The sequence below is a fragment of the Pseudarthrobacter sp. SORGH_AS 212 genome (assembly GCF_030818145.1).
Taxonomy (GTDB): domain Bacteria; phylum Actinomycetota; class Actinomycetes; order Actinomycetales; family Micrococcaceae; genus Arthrobacter.
On the sequence record NZ_JAUTAA010000001.1, the window covers coordinates 2,069,836 to 2,088,946 of the forward strand.

A 19,111-nucleotide genomic window follows, 5' to 3' on the forward strand; every position below is an offset into this window, starting at 1 on the left:
GGTTTCGACAATTCTGGGGACAGCGGGGTCCCCGGTGAGTGCTACTTGGCGGGACGGGTGGCGTGCCCGCCAAACTGGTGCCGGAGTGCGGACACCATCTTCATGGCAGGTGAGCTGTCCTCGCGGGACTCAAAACGGGCGAAGAGCGCTGCCGTGATCGCGGGAGCCGGGATGGCGTTGGCGATGGCTTCCTCAACGGTCCAGCGGCCTTCGCCGGAGTCCTCCACGTAGTCATCGATGTTCTGCAGGCCGGGGTCCTCTTCCAAGGCCTTGACCAGGAGGTCGAGCAGCCACGACCGGACCACAGTACCTTTTTGCCAGGCGCGGAAAGTGCCGGGGAGGTCGCTGATGATGTCTTTCGATGCGAGCAGCTGGTATCCCTCTGCGTATGCCTGCATCAGGCCGTATTCGATGCCGTTGTGGACCATCTTGGCGTAATGGCCCGCGCCGACGCCGCCCACATGGACGAAGCTGTCCGCACGGTCACCTTCCGGACGCAGCGCATCGAAGACCGGCAGGGCCAGTTCCACATCCGCAGCGTCGCCGCCGGCCATCAGGCCATAGCCGTTCTGCAGGCCCCAGACGCCGCCGGAAACACCGCAATCCACGAACCGGATGCCTTTTCCGGCGAGGAGTTCACCATGTTTCTGGTCCTCGGTGAAACGGGAGTTTCCACCGTCAATCACCAGATCCCCCTGGTCCAGTTTGTCCGCGAGTTCGGTGATCACTGCATCCGTGACTGCGCCGGCGGGAACCATCACCCAGATCAGTCGCGGTGCGGGAACAGCGGCCAGGAGCTCATCGACAGTAGGCACGTCGGTCACATCGGGGTTCCGGTCGTAACCCGTGACCTCGATGCCGCCATTGCGCAGCCGCTCACGCATGTTGAATCCCATTTTGCCAAGGCCGATCAGTCCAATGTGCATGGTGGAACTCTTTTCTGAGCTAGGAATGGGTTGTCGTTTGGCACCAAGCGTCTGGGCGCACGGCCAGGGCGGCAGTGGGGCTTAGTTAGGGAGTCGGACCGGCATCACCAGGTACCGGTAATCGTCCTGGTCCTCGCCGTCGGCGTCAGCCTGGGCGGTGATCATGGCCGGCTTGGGGGCGGACGTGAATGAGAACCGCACGAACTTGGTTTCAATCACGCTGAGGCCTTCCACCAGGTAGTGGGGGTTGAACGCCACGGTGATGTCGTCTCCGGAGAGCTGCGCTTCGAGTTCCTCGGATGCCTGGGCGTCTTCGCCGGTGCCGGCATCCAGGTTCAGCAGCCCGGCAGTGAACGCCAGGCGAACCGGGGTGTTGCGTTCAGCCACCAGTGACACACGGCGGACGGCTTCCACCAGTTCCTGGGTCTGAACCGTGGCGTGGATGGGCGTGGATTCCGGGAAAAGCGACCGGATCTTGGGGTAATCGCCGTCCACCAGCAGGGATGTGGTGGTGCGTCCACCGCTTTCGAAGCCAATGAGGCGCGTGTCGTCATCGGACAGGGCGAGGCTGATGTCGCCGCTGTTGCCCAGTGTTTTGGCCACTTCGTTGAGGGTTTTTGCCTTGACCAGCGCACTGGTGGAAATACCGGGAGTGACGGGCTTCCACGGTACCTCGCGCATGGCCAGGCGGTAGCGGTCGGTAGCCAGCAGGGTGATGAGGTCGTCTTCAATTTCCATACGCACGCCGGTGAGGATGGGCAGGGTGTCGTCCTTGCTGGCGGCAATGATCACCTGGGAAACAGCCTGTGCAAACGCATCACCGGGAACAGTGCCGCTGATCGCGGGAAGCGCGGGAAGCGGTGGGTATTCGGCCTCCGGCATGGTGGCCAGGTGGAAGCTGCTTCGGCGGCAGGTGAGGGTGACCTTGTTGCCGTCGGTTTCGACGTCGACGGGCGCTGAGGGCAGGCTTCGGCAAATATCCGCAAGGAGGCGGCCCGATACCAGGATGGTGCCTTCGTCACGGATGTCGGCAGCGATCTCAAGGCGCGCAGACGTTTCGTAATCGAAGCTCGAAAGGCTGACTGTGCCGGCTTCTGCCTTGAGGAGCAGGCCGGAAAGAACTGGCACTGGCGGCCGCGGAGACAACGAGCGGGCTGTCCAGGTGACGGCTTCTGCCAGGACGTCCCGATCGACTCTGAACTTCACGGAGGGATGCCGCCTTTCATTGCTGCTGCCAAGTAGGCCGAAACCTCCGCAGGGGTGGTTCCGGAAAGTGATGCACCCGATTCCGGCAGGTGCATGGTCCGCGCTGAACGGAAACCACACAAAAACCCGGGGATGGGAGCGCTGCTGACAGCTTAGCCGGAAGATCCGGGATTAACCCATCCCCCAAAACCTCCCCGGCCCCTCCAGGGGCCCGATGGTCCCTGCACGGTACGGGGGAAGGATCTTGTTGTTTGAGGGATTTTCAATTTTTTGGGATTCGTAGTGTTAATAACTGCTGTGGAAACTGTGGATAACCCTGTCTGGCGGCGGAGATCCGCGGTTAAGCCCTGTTCACGGACTGTGAGTTAACTGGGTTTTAAACAGGGTGTGGATGGGGACAACCCAGAAGCCGGTTTTTAACGATCCACAGACGCCTTAAGGGTTTTAAGCCCATTAAGCGCGCTTGTCCCCTTAACTATCCACAGGCTTATCCACATGCACCTGTTAATAAGGTATAGATGCGGGGATCAGGAGTCGCGCTGCTGCTGCTTGATGCGGTTGGTCAGCTCCGTGACCTGGTTGTAGATCACACGCCGCTCGGCCATCAGCTCACGGATTTTCCGGTCTGCATGGATCACCGTGGTGTGATCGCGGCCGCCGAGCTCCTGGCCGATCTTGGGGAGGGACATGTCCGTCAGTTCGCGGCAGAGGTACATGGCGATCTGCCGGGCGGTGACCAGTGTCCGGGTCCGGGACTTGCTGCAGAGCTCTTCCATGCTGAGCTTGAAGTAGTCAGCGGTCTGCTGCAGGATCTGGCCGGATGTGATTTCCTGGGCGCCGTCGTCGGTGATGAGGTCTTTCAGGACCATTTCGGCGAGGGCAACATCCACGGGCTGCCGGTTCAGGCTGGCGAATGCGGTGACGCGGATGAGCGCGCCCTCAAGTTCGCGGATGTTGCTGGAGATCTTGGATGCGATGTATTCCAGCGCGTCGTCCGGTGCGGACAGTCCCTCGCTGAGGGCCTTCTTGCGGAGGATGGCGATGCGGGTTTCAAGCTCGGGGGGCTGGATGTCCGTCAGCAGGCCCCACTCGAAGCGCGACTTCATCCGGTCCTCGAACCCGGCAAGCAGTTTGGGCGGCTGATCCGAAGTGATCACCACTTGCTTGTTGTTGTTGTGCAGTGAGTTGAAGGTGTGGAAGAACTCCTCCAGCGTCCGGTCCTTGCCGGCAAGGAACTGGATGTCGTCAATGAGCAGGACGTCCACGTTCCGGTAGGTGGTCTTGAAGCTGGCGCCCTCGTCGTCGCGGATGGAGTTGATGAAGTCGTTGGTGAACTCCTCAGAATTCACATACCGCACCCGGATGCCGCTGTAGAGCCGGCGGGCATAGTGCCCGATCGCGTGCAGCAGGTGCGTCTTGCCCAGGCCGGAGTCGCCGTAGATGAACAGCGGGTTGTAAGCCTTGGCAGGGGCTTCGGCGACGGCGACCGCGGCAGCGTGGGCGAAACGGTTCGACGAACCGATCACGAACGTGTCGAAGACATATTTGGGGTTGAGCCGGCCAAATTCGTGGGAGGTGCTCGGCAGCATGGGCTGCGGCTTCTGCTCGATCAGCTGGTCCTGCGCGTAGGCAGGTTCAACCACGGGTTCAGGCTCTTTGTGGATGGGGACCAGATCGGTGTCGACGTCGATGGCGCACCTGATGTCCTCAGAAAAGACGTTGTGCAGGGCGTCGTCCAGGGCGTCCTTGACCTGCGTCTGCAGCACTTCGCGGGTGAGTTCGTTGGGAACGGCCACCAGGAGGGTGGACCCGATCAGGCCTTGGGCCTGGGCGAGGATGACAAAGCCACGCTGGCGGGGTGTTACCCGGTGGTCCTTCTCCAGCAGGCTGATAACTCGCCGCCAGGAACTTCCGACAGTATTGGCGTGGTTGGCTTCGTCTACTGTCATCAATCGGTTCCCTCAAAACTTGCTTTGCCCTGCATTACCTGCAGCCCCGGACCCGGAACCAAGATGCTGGCCCAGCTTCATCCACAGGGTTATGCACAGTCCGTGGATAATCGGCTACTGAGCCACTCTAGGGGATGAAAAGCCTAGAAGATAGCTGGGAAACTGCTTGTGGATAATTACACCGTTGTGGTTCCCTTTTGGCGGCTGTGAGCCACTTCATCCACAGGCGGGGAAGGGTAGTTAGACACAGCTGGGGATAGTGGTGCGGACCCCACCCGGTTTGACTGGAGGCTCCAAATTGCCCTAACGTTGTGAAGTCCTTTGTGTCCGCTTTTTGGCCCCGACTGATTCTCCCAAGTGCACTGCGCCTGGGCAGCAGGGGGAAGCGTACATATACAAAACTTAGCGTCGGCCAGTTCTTCCCCATATTGATCGGGTGGACGCACCTTTGATCCACTGGAGTAACTAACGTGAGCAAGCGGACTTTTCAGCCGAATAACCGCCGTCGAGCCAAGAAGCACGGCTTCCGCCTTCGTATGCGTACCCGTGCCGGCCGTGCCATCCTGGCAGCCCGCCGTGGCAAGGGCCGCACCGAGCTGTCGGCTTAAATAACTGACTTGTCGGTAGATACCTTCCTTGCGAGTTTAAGGTGCTGGCCACCCGCAACCGCCTGAGGACTTCCACCGACTTTTCAACAACCGTACGTTCCGGTGTCCGCAATGGACGCCGGAACGTAGTGTTATATGCGGCAGCCATTGCTGCCGACGAACCCAGCCGGATCGGGTTCATCGTTTCCAAGAGTGTCGGGAACGCTGTGGTCAGGAACCTCGTTAAGAGGAGACTACGGGAAGCAGGTGCTGCCTCGCTGCGCGAACACGGCACCGGTCTCGCCATAGTGGTCAGGGCGCTGCCTGCGTCCGCTTCCGCCAGCTGGGACCAGCTGTTGGATGACTATAACGCTGCACTTGAGTCGACGCTGAACCGGTTGGCCGGCCGCCCCCAAAGGGCTGCCGCCAAGGGTTCGGCTGGTACAACACAGAAGGGGACACCGCGTGCCTAACGCCACCGCCGTCGTCGCCCGTCTTCATCCTGTTCCCGCCGCCGTCGTGCTGTTTCTCTGGAACGTGCCCCGGAACATCCTGATTCTCCTGCTGAAGGCCTACCGCAAGGTGGTTTCACCCTTGTACGGCCAGGTCTGCCGGTTTTTTCCTTCATGCTCGGCTTACGCCCTTGAAGCTGTCACCGTCCATGGCGCTGTTAAAGGGACCTGGCTGGCCGTCCGCCGCCTGGGCCGCTGCCACCCATGGAACGCCGGCGGAGTGGACCACGTCCCCGCCGGCAAGCGGGAATGGCTTGAAAACCAGACCCCCACAATTGTTGTGCTGAACAACCCGGACAGGTACCTGGTTGCTAAGACTGATGAAGAAGGCCGCCGTGCGGCCTGACGAATAGGGATAAGTATGGACTTTTTCGGAACAATCATGGCCCCGTTCAAGTGGCTGGTTTCCATCATCATGATTGGATTCCACGATGGGCTGAGCACCATCGGGATGCCCGCGGCGAACGGCTGGACCTGGACGCTGTCCATCATTGGGCTGGTGCTGGTGATCCGTGCCGCCCTGATCCCGGTGTTCGTCAAGCAGATCAAGGCCCAGCGCGGTATGCAGCTGCTGCAGCCTGACCTGAAGAAGCTGCAGGACAAGTACAAGGGCAAGACCGATCAGCTCTCCCGCCAGGCCATGGCGCAGGAGCAGATGGCCATGTACAAGAAGCACGGGACCAACCCGTTCTCGGCCTGCCTTCCCATGCTGATCCAGATGCCCTTCTTCTTTGCACTCTTCCAGGTGCTGTCGGGTATTTCGGGAGCGAAGGAACAGGGCGAAGGCATTGGGGCCATGAGCCACGAGCAGGTTGTCGAGTTCGATGCGTCCAGCATTTTTGGAGCTCCGCTGTCGGCTGCGCTTCTCCACGGAGGCGCCACCAACGTGGCAGTTGTTGTTCTCTCCATTGTGATGATCCTGGCAATGACCGCCTCGCAGTTCATCACGCAGAAGCAGATCATGGCGAAGAACATGTCCGAAGAAGCCATGGCCAGCCCCTTCATGCGCCAGCAGAAGATGATGCTCTACATCCTCCCCATCGTGTTCGGTGTGGGTGGCATCAACTTCCCCATTGGTGTCCTGATCTACTGGACCACCACCAACCTTTGGACCATGGGCCAGCAGTTCTTCGTCATCCGCCGCATGCCCACGCCGGGTTCCCCCGCTGCCAAGGCCCTTGCTGAACGTCGGGCCGCCAAAGGCCTGCCCGCGCTGTCTATCCTGACCGGAAAGAAGGACGACAGCGCCGAGGCCGAAGCCGAGGCTGCGATCGCCGAAGCCAAGGGACAGCGCGTACAGCCACAACGCAAGAACAGGAAGAAGAAGTAGATGTCAGCCGAGAGCACCGAACACGCCCTTTCCGAAGACGTGGTCGAGGACCGCGACGAGTCCGGCACCGCGGACATTTCGTCTGTAAAGCCGTCTGCTGCCAGCCGGCTCGAAGAAGAGGGCGACATTGCGGCCGACTACCTTGAGGAACTTCTGGACATCGCTGATATCGATGGCGATATCGACATCGAGGTCCGCAACGGCCGCACGTACATCTCCATCGTCGCCGAAGAGGAGACCGAAGGACTGGAGAGCCTGGTGGGTGATGACGGTGAAGTCCTCGAGGCCCTGCAGGAACTGACGCGTCTTGCAGTCCTGTCTGCCACTGAAAGCCGCTCGCGCCTGGTGCTGGACATCAACGGTTACCGGCAGGAGCGTACCGGCCACCTGCAGAAGATTGCCGAGGACGCTGCTGCATTGGTCAAGGAGACCGGTAAGCCCGTCGCCCTCGAGCCCATGAGCGCCTACGAACGCAAGATTGTCCACGACGCCGTTGCCGACCTGGGACTCGTGAGCGAGTCCGAAGGCGAAGGTAACGGCCGCCATATCGTTGTATCCACTGACTAGAGAATTGCTGCCGCTAACCATGGTTGACATCACGGCTGCCGAACTTCGGGCTGCTGAGAAGATTTTCGGCGATCGGCTGGACCTGGCGAAGCGCTACGTTGAGCACTTGGCCACCTCCGGAACTGAACGGGGCCTTATCGGCCCTCGGGAAATCCCACGCCTCTGGAGTCGTCACGTCCTCAACTGTGCCGTCATCGAAAGTGGGATTCCGCTGGGAAGCCACGTGGCGGACGTTGGAAGCGGTGCCGGGCTTCCGGGGCTGTGCCTGGCGATAGCCCGGCCGGATCTTGAACTGACGCTCATTGAACCCCTGGAACGCCGGGTAATTTGGCTGCAGGAAGTGGTTGATGACCTCGGCCTGGACAACGTCACGATCATGCGCAGCCGGGCCGAGCTTGCCGTGGGCCATGTCGAAGCCGACGTCGTAACCGCCCGGGCCGTATCTGCCCTGACGAACCTTGCCGGGCTGACCATTCCCCTGCTTGCCGGCAAGGGCGAAGTGATCGCCATCAAAGGCCGCAGTGCCGGTGAAGAGATCGAGAAAGCCGCCAAAGCCATCCGGAAACTGGGTGGCGTTGAGACATCAGTCCTTACCGTGGGTGACAACCTCCTGGAGGAGCCCACCACGGTAGTACGCATCGTTGTAAACAAGCCCCAAAAGAAGTCCTAGTAAGGGCCCGGCGACCTCGGTCTGCCGGGTGCAGCGGTTAGGCTAGACAACGGCAGCAAAATTGGCTGAACGAGAGTGAGTGTGCCCCAGTGACAAGTAGTGAAGCCTCCACACAACGGATACCACCGTTTGTGACGCTGGGGTCCGCACGTTCTGTCTCTGGCCCGGTCAGTATTCCCGGACGAGGCGGAAACCATCCGAAACCGGTTGCGAAAAACTCCTCTTCGGTCCTGGTTTCACGTGAAACAACCGCTACGGGGCGATCGAACGTTATCGACGCTATCGACGATTCCAGCCCCATCGCCCGCGAGCTCGCCCACGAGACCAAGCGCCGCGAAAAGCTGATGGGCCGCCGCCTTCCACGTCCCGAAAAGACCCGGATCTTCACTGTGTCGAACCAAAAGGGCGGTGTCGGCAAGACCACCACCACGGTGAATATCGCTGCCGCGTTGGCAGCGGCCGGGCTGAACGTGCTGGTCATCGACATCGACCCGCAGGGCAACGCTTCCACAGCCCTTGGCATCGAGCACCATGCCGACGTGGACAGCATCTACGACGTCCTCATCAACGACGTGGCGCTGGCAGACGTAGTGGCGCAGTGCCCCGACATGGAGAAGCTCATCTGCGCTCCTGCCACCATCCACCTCGCCGGGGCCGAAATCGAACTCGTGTCCCTCGTGGCACGCGAACAGCGGCTGCGCCGGGCCATCGATGTCTATGCCAAGACCCGGGAAAAGAACGGTGAGGAACGCCTCGACTACATCTTCATCGACTGCCCGCCCAGCCTGGGCCTCCTGACGGTCAACGCCTTCTGCGCGGCCAATGAGGTCCTCATCCCCATCCAGTGCGAATACTACGCACTGGAAGGACTGAGCCAGCTGCTCAAGAACATTGAGATGATCCAGAAGCACCTGAACGCCGACCTGGTTGTTTCCACCATCCTGCTCACCATGTACGACGGCCGTACCAACCTGGCTGCCCAGGTTGCGGCCGAGGTCCGGACGCATTTCCCTGAACAGGTGCTCTCCGCAGTCGTCCCCCGCTCCGTACGCATCTCCGAAGCGCCAAGCTACCAGCAGACCGTCATGACCTACGACCCTTCCTCCAGCGGTGCCCTGTCCTACCTGGAAGCCGCTGCTGAAATAGCAGAACGCTAAAATCTTCAATACTGCATCGACCGGAGCCGGGACTACGCCCGGTTCTACCACTGGAGGGATTTACCCATGAGCGAGAAGCGACGGGGCCTTGGCCGCGGTCTTGGCGCGCTGATTCCTAGTTCAGGCGCGTCCAACGGTCAGGGCAACGGTGCCGCTGCATCGCGTCCGGTGGATCTCTTTTTTCCCGAAGGCCGTAAGAAGGCAGAGCCCGCCGCCGCAGAAACCGCGGGCAGGCCGGACGCTCCGGCAGCTGCTGCTCCACGTGAATCCACACCGGCCACGAAGAAGGTAGCCGCCGCGAAGGCTCCAGTGCCGAAAAAGTCCTCCGGTGCTGCACGGACCACAGGCAGCACCACAAAGAAGTCCACAGTAGCTGCTGATGTTCCTTCAGGCACCGGTAACGTATCACCCGCTGCGGGTGAAGTTCAGGCCACGCCGACGCCGGCCCTTCCGGCCGATGCTGCCGGTTCCGGAGAAACCCCCTCCTCTCTGTCAACGGACGGTGCTTCGTCCGTTGAGGTGGCCGATGTCCGAGCCCCTGATAACGGTGTGGACTTGGTGGAGGTCCCGGGTGCCCACTTCGCCGAGATTTCCGTCGCGGACATTCATCCCAACCGGAAACAGCCGCGTTCAGTCTTCGATGAAGACGACATGGCGGAGCTGGTTCACTCTGTTCGCGAGATAGGCGTCCTCCAGCCAATTGTTGTCCGTAAATCAACTGAAGACGGTATCGAGCCGTATGAGCTCGTCATGGGCGAGCGTAGGTGGCGGGCAGTCCAGGCCGCCGGCCTGGATACTATCCCGGCAATTGTCCGTGAGACGACTGACGATGACCTTCTGCGCGATGCCCTGCTGGAGAACCTGCACCGCAGCCAGCTGAACCCGCTTGAAGAGGCAGCGGCCTACCAGCAGCTGCTGGAGGACTTCGGTACGACGCATGAGCAGCTGGCCGATAAGATTGGCCGTTCGCGACCGCAGGTATCCAACACTCTCCGCCTTCTGAAGCTTCCCCCGCTTGTACAGCGCCGAGTGGCGGCAGGTGTCCTCTCAGCTGGCCACGCGCGGGCACTGTTGGCCCTGCCAGACGCCGCTGCGATGGAGCGCCTGGCCCAGAAGATCGTTGCTGAGGGAATGTCCGTGCGGGCCACGGAAGAGGCTGTAACCCTGTACCAGGACCCGGCCACGCCGACCAAGAACAATGTCCCCCGCCCGGGCGCGCGGCATGAACGCTTGGATTATCTTGCGTCGTCTCTTTCCGACCGACTGGACACCAACGTCAAGATCTCATTGGGCGTCCGTAAAGGTAAAGTCAGCATCGAATTTGCCAGTGTTGAGGACTTGAACCGCATCATGGACGTCTTAGCTCCGGATTCGGCCAACTAGCTGTTGACGATAAACAGGAGGCTCGGTTCTTTTGAACCGGGCCTCTTGTTTTGTCCAAACTTGACTACCGGGAGAAGGATGCGCTCGGGCTGTACTTACCGAGCGCGAATTGCTCTAACGCACCGGCCGTGTGTTTGCGCTGACAATAGGACTGTCACCCTGCGGGTGGAAGCCGTGGCATAGCCTAAACATGGACAGACGGGGTGTCCTTAGCGTCCATCGTCAGTTCCACGAACTTGGCGCCGGTGTGTGCTGGACCTCTTGGAACGCGAGTGTTTCACGTGAAACTTCCCACTTGTCCCTAAACGCTGTACGGTCACTTGATGCGCAGCTGGCGGCCTCCCATCGACTGCTAAGTGAGTGCTGCGACCTATGGCACGTGCCGGTCGGGAATCCGCCATGCATTCGGGGAAACGGGCAACCTGGAGCGCCGGGGTCTTTGGACCATAATCCTGCGTTGTCGATAGGCCTGGTGTGCTCGCGGCCAAAAAGATGCAGCGTGTCGTCTGGCGGCGGACAAGCATAGGGATCCATCCGCACATGCATCTGTTCGCCCAAGAGGGCTGCGAACAATCTTCAAGAATCCCTTGATGGACAGGCGAATACTCCAGCTCCTCCCTCCGCTGCATCACCACCCGGTTCATCGGATGATGAGCTGCCGGTTTCGTAACAAGACTCCATATAGGTTCTGTAGGCGCCATCTTCTTCGAATCCCAGTACAGATCGAGTCCGCCAAAGGCGCGTCAGCCCCCAAAGTCATCCGCTCAGTACAGAGTTGCGTTGCGAGTCGTTATGCATAGATCCTGATGCCGCCCCGAGTCTGGAAGCGGCGATAACGTTCTGATGGGTATCCGATTGTTTCAGGGGCTCCCCACAGTCGGTGATGAGCTGGAGATTCGATTCCGTAGACCTGGCTGAGCCAGCCTACTTGTGAATGTGTTGGCGGTCGCCAGGTTGATCAGGTTCGTAGTCTTACTTCTGACTCAAGTTCCCGTTGAGGCAACGTGCGGGTGCGTATGCCGCTAGGAGCGGACTACGTCAACGGGGAGAGCTTTCCGCATCCAGACCTGGTAGTTTCAGGTATCCGATCAACACCTGCACCCATCCTCTGGCGGCGATCCCAGCCACATCCACGCTTGCTAATAATGTGTACGCGAGGGTAGTCGATACAGAAGTCGTATGGAGCACCCCAAAGTGTTTCACGTGGAACATCTCTACCTAGACATGCCATGTATAGGAGCGCGCTAAGATAACAGGTCGGGCCTGGCTCCGTGCCGGGACCCCCATTAAGCATGAGTTGTGGGCACTGCTGCGGCTACAATCTTTCACGTGAAACGCAGAGTCTCAGAACAATTTCCGAGCATCATCACTGACGGGGCGCGTAAGACTCCTCGGCCACACCCCCCCCACCGTGGAACCGGCAGTGTGCCTGACTTTCATGACTATGTTTCACGTGAAACGCGGAGCCTAGTGAGTTGGGTTCCAGCCATCGGGAGTGCCGGTAGCGCGGCAAGTCTTGTCGGCGGGGCTGTCCTTTCAAGGCGCAGCCGAGGTGGCCAATGCGGTGCCATGTTTCACGTGAAACGCTAACCGAAGACGCAAGGCTGTCTCATGTCCGGTAGCCGGGCGTGGCCTCTCTGTCGATGCACTGATATGTCTACGAAAGTAGCGGACCGTCATGCCCATCGCAGTCTTGCCTCAGCGAATCCGCCAATCAGTGGGTCATAAGGCTCCTATCGTGCGTCGACGCCGGCGGCAGCAGGCAGTAGGCGCCGACCAGCAGATGGCAACAACGCGGCACCAGGGCCAGGGCAGCACCGTGACGCCCCCTACCGTACGCTTTCCCCTCCCGGGAAGCTTTGCCCTCAGGCTGGCCTCAGCGAGCTCCACAGGCCCTCCGAGCCCTTCTGGCAGTATGGCCTGCCGTGCACGGCGCCATGCAGTGAGCCTCGAGGGGTTCTCCGTCTGTCACTCGCTGGTTGATGAGCGAATCCGATGCTTTGCGGCGCTCCGGTTGTATAGGCACTGCCAGCAATAGAGGGACAGGATGCCCATGTTGGACGGCCCAGTAGAGATGGATAAGGCGCCGCCTAAGAATGCATCGAAGTCTAAGCCGAGGTGCTCTCCTGGTGGTCGGCCCATTGTCACTTTCACCACGGCTGTGTTGGGCCTTCCACTCCCCCTGCAGCCCAGCGCGTTCCACGAGCCGCTGGCTCCGGGATGTTGACGCTACGCTCCTGGTCGCGCATCTCACGAGTGCGTGGACCTTCCAAGGGGCGTTCCAGGGTCCTAGGGTTTCATTGAAGAACTAGGGCATGATCGCGATCAATGCCGGGACTGTGGGCATTCCATTCAGGCGAACCTGGCAGCAGGCGCCGGCGATTGGGCACGTCGTGCCTCGTCCTCCGGCAGTGATTCGTCGGATGCCAGGGGTCTGTTGTGGCCGAATGCTGCAGCAGGGCAAATCTACTAACTCCCTATCGCGCGGTAGGCAGGAGTGGATAAACCTGTGGATAACAATGTGGATAGTCCTGTGGGCAAGACCAGCCTGCGGCGTCTCGTACGCGCACATGTCGAGAAGGACCGGAACGCTTCTCACGGGTATCCGGCGCCCACTAGCAGACTGTTTCACGTGAAACTGAGTACGGACTTCAGGCAGCGTCCGAAGTGCGGCAGGAGACCACGGCTGGGCTAAGGAAATAGCGTGAATCTGGCTGATTCACCGGACTCTAGGGCTGGATTGGCCTTCGTAGAGCGGCGGCCCGGGCGCAGTCAGAATCTCCGGTGAACTGCGCCGTTTCCACTGATACGGCGGTCGGCATTTCAGGACACCAGGGAAGCCCTGCTACGCCCGGACCTTCCTGTGGAAAACTCTGTGGATAGTGAGGGCGGTGGCTGTGGATAAAGTTGTGGGAAAGAACACACACCCGGCCACGCTTTCCCGCCTTGCTGCGCTGGCGTCCGCTCGCTGGAGTCGGGGCGGCGGGTTACGCCCAGTCGTCATGGTGCCGGCCACAGTCCCTGGCGGGGGTCCTCGTCGGCTGACCCAGTATCAGTCTCCTACCAGTCGTTCGGGTCTTCTATGGTTCGCCCGGTGTGCCGCTGTGCTCGCTTCCCAGCTCAATGAGGTGTGTCGAGGACCTGCGTGTGCGATGGCCTACGGCATTCACGCCCGTGTCCGTGGGCCGCCCCTCCGGGTAGAGGCGACGACGTCTGATCTGGCGAACTGCTGTTCACTGAGGAAGCGTAAATCTGCGGAGCCGCGGCGAACACCCGTAGAGCATGGAGTCCCACCCGGCACCTGGAGGGCTGCCCCGGATCAGGCTAAATGATGTCGAAGGAGTCGCAGCATGGCCTGTTTTCCTAGACGGCATCGCCCTCTACTGGGTACATCTTCGATGGCATTCCTTATGCGGCAGTGTGTCGGCTGAAGGGTGTGGGAAGTCCACTGAGGCGGCAGACAGGATCGTTCGTAGTGTTCGCAAGCTTGTACAGTACGGCGATTGCAGTCTCGTATCTCCGTGTTCCAGTGACTGCTTCGTGGCGGGATGCTGGGAAGCCGGGATCCCCGGGGTTTTGGACTCTCGTGCGGCAGAGTGGCTGTAAAGGGCCTCGCCCAAGTGCTGTCAGTTTGCTCTCCCCCGCATGGAGGTAGAGCCCTGTACCACCGCTACTGGTGTCTTTCTGGCTGGTAGGCAGTCTGCTGGAGCCTCCATTCGAAGAACTAGGAGATCGGCAGTCCTAACCTACCTCATCGCCCCGCGTTGCGGTCCTCTGTGAACTCTGTCAGCCCTTCGCCCACGGTGCCGTTGATGCATTCATTCCCCCTCCAAGCGAGAAGGCTCAGCACGTTTTTGTCGGGTGGGCTTGAGACGATTCTGGTGCCAAGTGTGAATGCTCTCGTCTGTTAGCGTTCGTCCTGTCCGGGCTTGGCCGGCGGCGGAGCCATGTTCACGTGAAACGAGCGGGTCGCAGGAATATGGAACTGGGATCGTAGGGGCGATGCGGGTGGTGCTTCCGTTTCACGTGAAACATCTGACGACCTTATCCACGTGCCCCACACGACTGTCGTAGCGGCTGACGGCCTTGTGGCTCGAACCGCTTCACCTCTTTTGCACTTGCGAAGCTAGTATTCTGAGCAACTACCAGGAATCCCTTTACCGGGGTGTACTGACTCATCACATCCATGCGCAGTAAAAGGTCGCAGTGGGTGGAAGGTACGGCCACAACATTCGTGCCGGCGTTTCACGTGAAACGGTCGCGTCTCAGGAACGCCGCACCGCATCCTTGTGCTGATGTAGCGAGCTTCATGTCCAATGCGAAACGCACTCGATGGTACGGCTAACGTAGGCGGGAGAGACCAACTCTGGGAAATATGACAACGACTGACGGCAGCACCGTGACTGGTGCTAGCTCTGGTTGTCTTCAACTGCGGGTACGCTTCAACACTGAGAATGTGGGCTGAGTGTCAACGGTCTTGCGTTAGCAGGCATCGACGGGTGCCGCCCACTCCTGCCTCACGGATGGTGGCGAAATAGTTGTCTCCGCATTAGTGCCAACTGTAATCGGATAAATGGCCGACCCTGGAGGTGATCATTGATCGGCTTTGATGCCAGCCGTTACATCAGCGGATGCCTCGAGACGTACACCATCTGACAACGGCGCCGTAGCCAGCTCCGCTCGTTCTGCCAGCAGAGCGACCGCCAGGCGGCAACGTATCCGGCAAGCGGCGCCTCTTCGCGTCAGCTCATACAGGGGCCATGCGACAGATCTCGTGTGCACGCGAAGGGTTGTCGTTTTGAGCCTCAGCTCGGGACCGGGACTATTCAGTGGCATGAGACGGCCCACCGCAAGTGTCGTTCGCGTTGGTGTTCATTGCGGGATCCCAATTGCATGGGATCTGGACAGCTGGCTGGGAAAGGACGATCCATGTCGTTGTTGCGAAGGTTGTCTCGATGGGCAGAGTTCGGCTGGTGAGCAATGGATGTGTCATTGCCAAGAACCCAGAGGGGAAATCCGCTCCCATTTCAGGGGCGGGGAAGACTATGGTCCAAGCTCTTCAAGGGTTGTGCAAATGTTTCACGTGAAACTCGACACCGCCACTTGCCAAGAACCTGCGGGGTTAATCGTGCAGCTGTTCGGAGTTTGGGCAGATTCCTGACACTTGTGTCCGCAGCAATTTGAGGTACCCCCCGGTCGCGATGATGAACCAGGTACGCCGTCCGTTGCATAGGAAGCAACAGCCAACTAATCTGGGGTTATTATCGAACCTACTTTGCTGTTCCAGCAGGGCCGTCGCTCTAGAAGTCGAGAATTTCGCTGTTTGGTATCCGTGCACCACCTCGCGACCCGGGGAGCCGCACTGTCGAACCTGAATCAGTCACGGCGATGTTTCACGTGAAACGCCATCCATCGGACGCGGTTCCTTAGGTTGCCGGTAGCGCTCTATCTATGAAGACAACTGCGTGATGTAGTGAAGCACTATTGCCGCTTACGCTGAAGCCGAAATGGGATGATTGGGCAAAAGAGAGTGGCCACCGCCAAAAGGCGATGGCCACTCAATTAGATATCAACTCCCATTAGCAGGGAGGAAACGGCCTAGGAAAGAACGTCAGCAAATTCCTTCTCGAAGAACTGCTTCGGCTTTGCGCCTATGACCGTGTTCTTGACTTCGCCGCCCTGGAACAGGTAAACGGCGGGGATGGAGGTGATGCCGTACTCGGCAGCGATGGCGGGGTTGTCATCCACGTTCACCTTGACGACGTCAACCTTCTCGCCGTACTCCACGGAGATCTCATCGAGGATGGGACCCAGCTTGCGGCAGGGACCGCACCACTCTGCCCAGAAGTCCACGATAACCGGCTTCTCCGAAGACAGTACGTCGGTGCCGAAACTTGCGTCAGTTACGTCTTTAGCGTTGCTCATAGCCACTCTTTCTTCTCGGTATGTATTTCGTCGGTGATTAGGCGGGAAGTTCCGCCAGGTAGTGTTCAACGTCAATCGCGGCCACACAGCCCGAACCTGAAGCGGTGATCGCCTGCCGGTAGGTGGGGTCCACGACATCGCCGGCTGCGAAGACGCCAGGGATGCTGGTCTTGGAGCTCCTCCCCTGGACGGCGATGGTGCCTTCCGGGGTGAGATCCAGGACGTCCTTCACCAGGTCGGTGCGGGGGTCATTACCAATGGCAACGAAGACACCCGTGACAGCGAGGTCGGTGACGCTGCCGTCCACGAGGTTCTTCAACTTCAGGGAAGTGACTTTCGACTCGCCGATGACGTCTTCAACAGTGCTGTTCCAGATGAAATTGATCTTGTCGTGGGCCAGGGCGCGGTCCGCCATGATCTTCGATGCCTTCAGGGAATCGCGGCGGTGCACCACGGTTACGGACTTGGCGAATTTGGTGAGGAAAAGAGCTTCTTCCATGGCAGAGTCACCACCGCCGATGACGGCAATGTCCTGATCCTTGAAAAAGAAACCGTCACAGGTTGCACACCAGCTAACACCGTGGCCTGACAGCCGCTTCTCATTGGGCAGGCCGAGTTCCCGGTAGGCAGAACCAGTGGACAGAATGATGGACCGTGCCTTGAACGTCTCTCCCGTTGCGATGGTGACGGTCTTGACGGCACTCTCGAGATCGAGGGCGGTGACGTCCTCAAACTGGATCTCGGTTCCGAAGCGGGTGGCCTGCTTCTCGAAGTTTTCCATCAGGTCAGGGCCCATGATGCCCTCGGGGAACCCCGGGTAATTTTCCACGTCTGTGGTGTTCATGAGCTCGCCGCCGGCGGTTACTGAGCCTGCGAACAGCAAGGGTTTGAGGTTGGCTCGGGCAGTGTAGACGGCTGCCGTGTACCCCGCCGGGCCCGAGCCGACAATGATGACATCACGTACTTCGGACGCGGTGGTTTCTGCGATGGTCACTGAACGGTGAACCTCTTCCTTGTTCGACGCGCCTCCGTGTGGAGGCCGGCCACATGGCACAACTGCTACTGGATGCTGAATATTCCGGCGTCCGGGCAGAGAAGATCGCAGACAGAAGGAATGGAGCTATCTCGGCAGGACACTCTTTCCAGATTACAGGGCGTGCGCGGGCTGGCACGCAGAGGTTACCGAGACCGCCTACTGAACCTTGATTTCGGCGAGGCGGAGACCGTAGCCGTACCTGGTCTTCGGTGCTGCGAGCTTGGGAAGCGCATTGATTGCGACGATGACGTACTGGGCCTTGACGGGTTCAGCAAGCGGCAGGTTCAGGTCACCGGAGGTGAAGCTGTTGGTTCCCACTGACTTTGCACCGTCAAGGGATGGCCGGTCGTTGGTGTAGACAGTCATGCTTCCGCCCGATCCCCCAAGCTGCGAGAGCGTAATGGAGGAAACGGTGGCCGCACTCTTCAGTTTGACGGCAAGGGTCACGCCATCGGGAGCGAGGCCGCCCCAGTTCTCGGTGGCGAATTCCATATCCGACCAGTAGCTGGCTGCGTTGCCGTCATAGGCCTTGACCAGGTCACCGTCGAAAGTGGCAGCAAAGTCGAAGTTACCCTGGCGGGTCACGCTTTCAATCGCCGGCGGAACTGCCGGTGGGGCGGACGTGGGCGCCTGCGTGGGAGCTGCCGAAGCCTCGGGAGCTCCAGTCGTAGCAGCGGGTGCGGGGCTTCCGGCCTGCGGCTGCGTGAAGAGGCTGCCCAGGTTTGTCACTGCAAAAATCAGTCCGGCGATGAGGACAACTGCCAAGAGTCCCCCAACAAGCCACCGCATGGACCGCGGCTCACGCCCTGCGTCGTCCTGGTCGTCGTCGTAGTCATCGCGGTTATCGTCATCGTCGCCGCGACCGGCGAAGGTCGCGCCAGCGGCGGCAGGTGCTGCTGCCCTGGCGAAGAGTGCGCCCTTCTTGTTGGCCGGTGCGCGTTCCTCAACCGGCTCTTCTTCGTACTGGTAGTCGTAGTCGTCCTGGGTGTCCGCCTGGGCGTAGTCGTCGTCGGACCACAGGGAAACCTTCGGGCGCCCGGAGTCGGAGGCCCCGGCATGCCCGCTATCAGTGGTTTCGGGGGCGGATCGGCCTGCAGAGGGCTGAACGGGATGAGCGGCAGTGGCTTCGGGGTCGGCCGGCGCGGAAGCCGGAGCACGGCCAGCAGCGCCTGCACCCACGGCCGCGCCAGCCGCACCCGCAGCAACGCCAGCACCGGCGGCAGCGGCAGCACCGGAACCGCTGTTGCGGGCGGCGGCAGGTGCAGCACCCGGTGCCGCGGGGCGCACCGGAGGCTTGGGCGGCACAGCAGGAGCATCGCGGTAGGGATCCACCTGGCTGGGGTGTGTGTCGGAGTAATTGATGTAGCCGGCCTCGACGTTTTCTTCGTCGTCATACGGTTCCGGCTCGTACGAGCGGGCCTGGCCGAAGATTTCGCTGCCCAGCGTGTCGGTGAAGAACGGCTCCACGTAGGGCGGGTTGGAAGCCACCACGAGGTCCAGCAGGTCTGCTGCGGACGTGTGGTTGGTGATGAGGTACGTCGCGGCCTCGGTGACGCCAAGATCCAGCACCTGCACAGAGCCGGGACGTTCGCCCGTGGCTACTTCGCGTGCGCTCTGGGCCACCTGTTCAGTGTTCTGGGGGCCGGCAACCAGGATGCTGACCGGGCGGTTGAGGACCTGGTCCACACCATCCAGCACCAGATCGTGGTCATGCGAGGTCAATACCGTGGCTGTGACCTTGTAGCGGCCGCCCAGTACTGATCCGACATCGATCGGGTTGGACACGTGTTCCTCCTAGATTTTCCGGGATTTCCGGCATGGATGACCCAGCCGTCCGCGGACGGCAGGATGGCGGTCTCCCGG

Annotated in this window: 14 protein-coding genes; 8 read left to right on the plus strand and 6 right to left on the minus strand. The window is 60.4% G+C overall.

Translation table 11 applies throughout. The annotated features are described in order from the left end of the window. Window positions 1-41: 41 nt before the first annotated feature. The 3 genes from gnd to dnaA form a co-directional block, all read right to left on the minus strand. Window positions 42-926, minus strand: coding sequence for a phosphogluconate dehydrogenase (NAD(+)-dependent, decarboxylating) (gene gnd, locus QE394_RS09500; RefSeq protein ID WP_056080252.1), 885 nt, complete (start codon window positions 924-926; stop codon window positions 42-44). Between the two features lie 81 nt (window positions 927-1,007). Continuing rightward, window positions 1,008-2,132, minus strand: coding sequence for a DNA polymerase III subunit beta (dnaN, locus tag QE394_RS09505; protein ID WP_056080255.1), 1,125 nt, complete (start codon window positions 2,130-2,132; stop codon window positions 1,008-1,010). A 527-nt stretch (window positions 2,133-2,659) separates the two neighbouring features. Continuing rightward, on the minus strand, window positions 2,660-4,081 hold the full coding sequence (gene dnaA, locus QE394_RS09510; protein WP_056080258.1) for a chromosomal replication initiator protein DnaA: 1,422 nt from the start codon (window positions 4,079-4,081) through the stop codon (window positions 2,660-2,662). 470 nt (window positions 4,082-4,551) lie between these two features. Here dnaA and rpmH point away from each other — a divergent pair, with 470 nt between their 5' ends. From rpmH to QE394_RS09550, 8 genes are all read left to right on the plus strand, one after another. Beyond that, window positions 4,552-4,689, plus strand: a complete 138-nt coding sequence (rpmH, locus tag QE394_RS09515; RefSeq protein ID WP_003800212.1) for a 50S ribosomal protein L34 — start codon at window positions 4,552-4,554, stop codon at window positions 4,687-4,689. Between the two features lie 41 nt (window positions 4,690-4,730). After that, entirely contained in the window at window positions 4,731-5,141 is a 411-nt protein-coding gene (rnpA, locus tag QE394_RS09520; RefSeq protein ID WP_056080261.1) for a ribonuclease P protein component, read from the plus strand. Continuing rightward, a complete protein-coding gene (gene yidD / locus QE394_RS09525) occupies window positions 5,134-5,526 on the plus strand; it encodes a membrane protein insertion efficiency factor YidD (protein WP_200937797.1) in 393 nt (130 codons plus the stop codon). Before rnpA ends, yidD begins: the two co-directional genes overlap by 8 nt. Before the next feature lie 15 nt (window positions 5,527-5,541). Further along, window positions 5,542-6,510, plus strand: coding sequence for a membrane protein insertase YidC (gene yidC, locus QE394_RS09530; RefSeq protein WP_056080267.1), 969 nt, complete (start codon window positions 5,542-5,544; stop codon window positions 6,508-6,510). Continuing rightward, window positions 6,511-7,077: a R3H domain-containing nucleic acid-binding protein gene (locus QE394_RS09535; protein WP_056080271.1), complete on the plus strand. Its 567-nt coding sequence runs from the start codon at window positions 6,511-6,513 to the stop codon at window positions 7,075-7,077. Between the two features lie 19 nt (window positions 7,078-7,096). Then, on the plus strand, window positions 7,097-7,747 hold the full coding sequence (gene rsmG / locus QE394_RS09540; RefSeq protein ID WP_261620482.1) for a 16S rRNA (guanine(527)-N(7))-methyltransferase RsmG: 651 nt from the start codon (window positions 7,097-7,099) through the stop codon (window positions 7,745-7,747). 89 nt (window positions 7,748-7,836) lie between these two features. Continuing rightward, a complete protein-coding gene (locus QE394_RS09545) occupies window positions 7,837-8,904 on the plus strand; it encodes a ParA family protein (RefSeq protein WP_286133720.1) in 1,068 nt (355 codons plus the stop codon). Between the two features lie 66 nt (window positions 8,905-8,970). Continuing rightward, the gene (locus QE394_RS09550; RefSeq protein WP_349034379.1) at window positions 8,971-10,287 is read left to right on the plus strand and encodes a ParB/RepB/Spo0J family partition protein; all 1,317 of its coding nucleotides are present in this window, start codon (window positions 8,971-8,973) and stop codon (window positions 10,285-10,287) included. Between the two features lie 5,598 nt (window positions 10,288-15,885). On the opposite strand, the gene trxA is transcribed toward QE394_RS09550, so the two are convergent. The 3 genes from trxA to QE394_RS09565 all read right to left on the minus strand — a co-directional run bounded on the left by trxA (window position 15,886) and on the right by QE394_RS09565 (window position 19,033). After that, entirely contained in the window at window positions 15,886-16,212 is a 327-nt protein-coding gene (gene trxA, locus QE394_RS09555) for a thioredoxin (RefSeq protein ID WP_015939073.1), read from the minus strand. 37 nt (window positions 16,213-16,249) lie between these two features. Next, window positions 16,250-17,206, minus strand: a complete 957-nt coding sequence (trxB, locus tag QE394_RS09560; RefSeq protein ID WP_056080283.1) for a thioredoxin-disulfide reductase — start codon at window positions 17,204-17,206, stop codon at window positions 16,250-16,252. Window positions 17,207-17,404: 198 nt separating this feature from the next. After that, entirely contained in the window at window positions 17,405-19,033 is a 1,629-nt protein-coding gene (locus QE394_RS09565) for an ABC transporter substrate-binding protein (protein WP_349034380.1), read from the minus strand. Window positions 19,034-19,111: the final 78 nt, after the last annotated feature.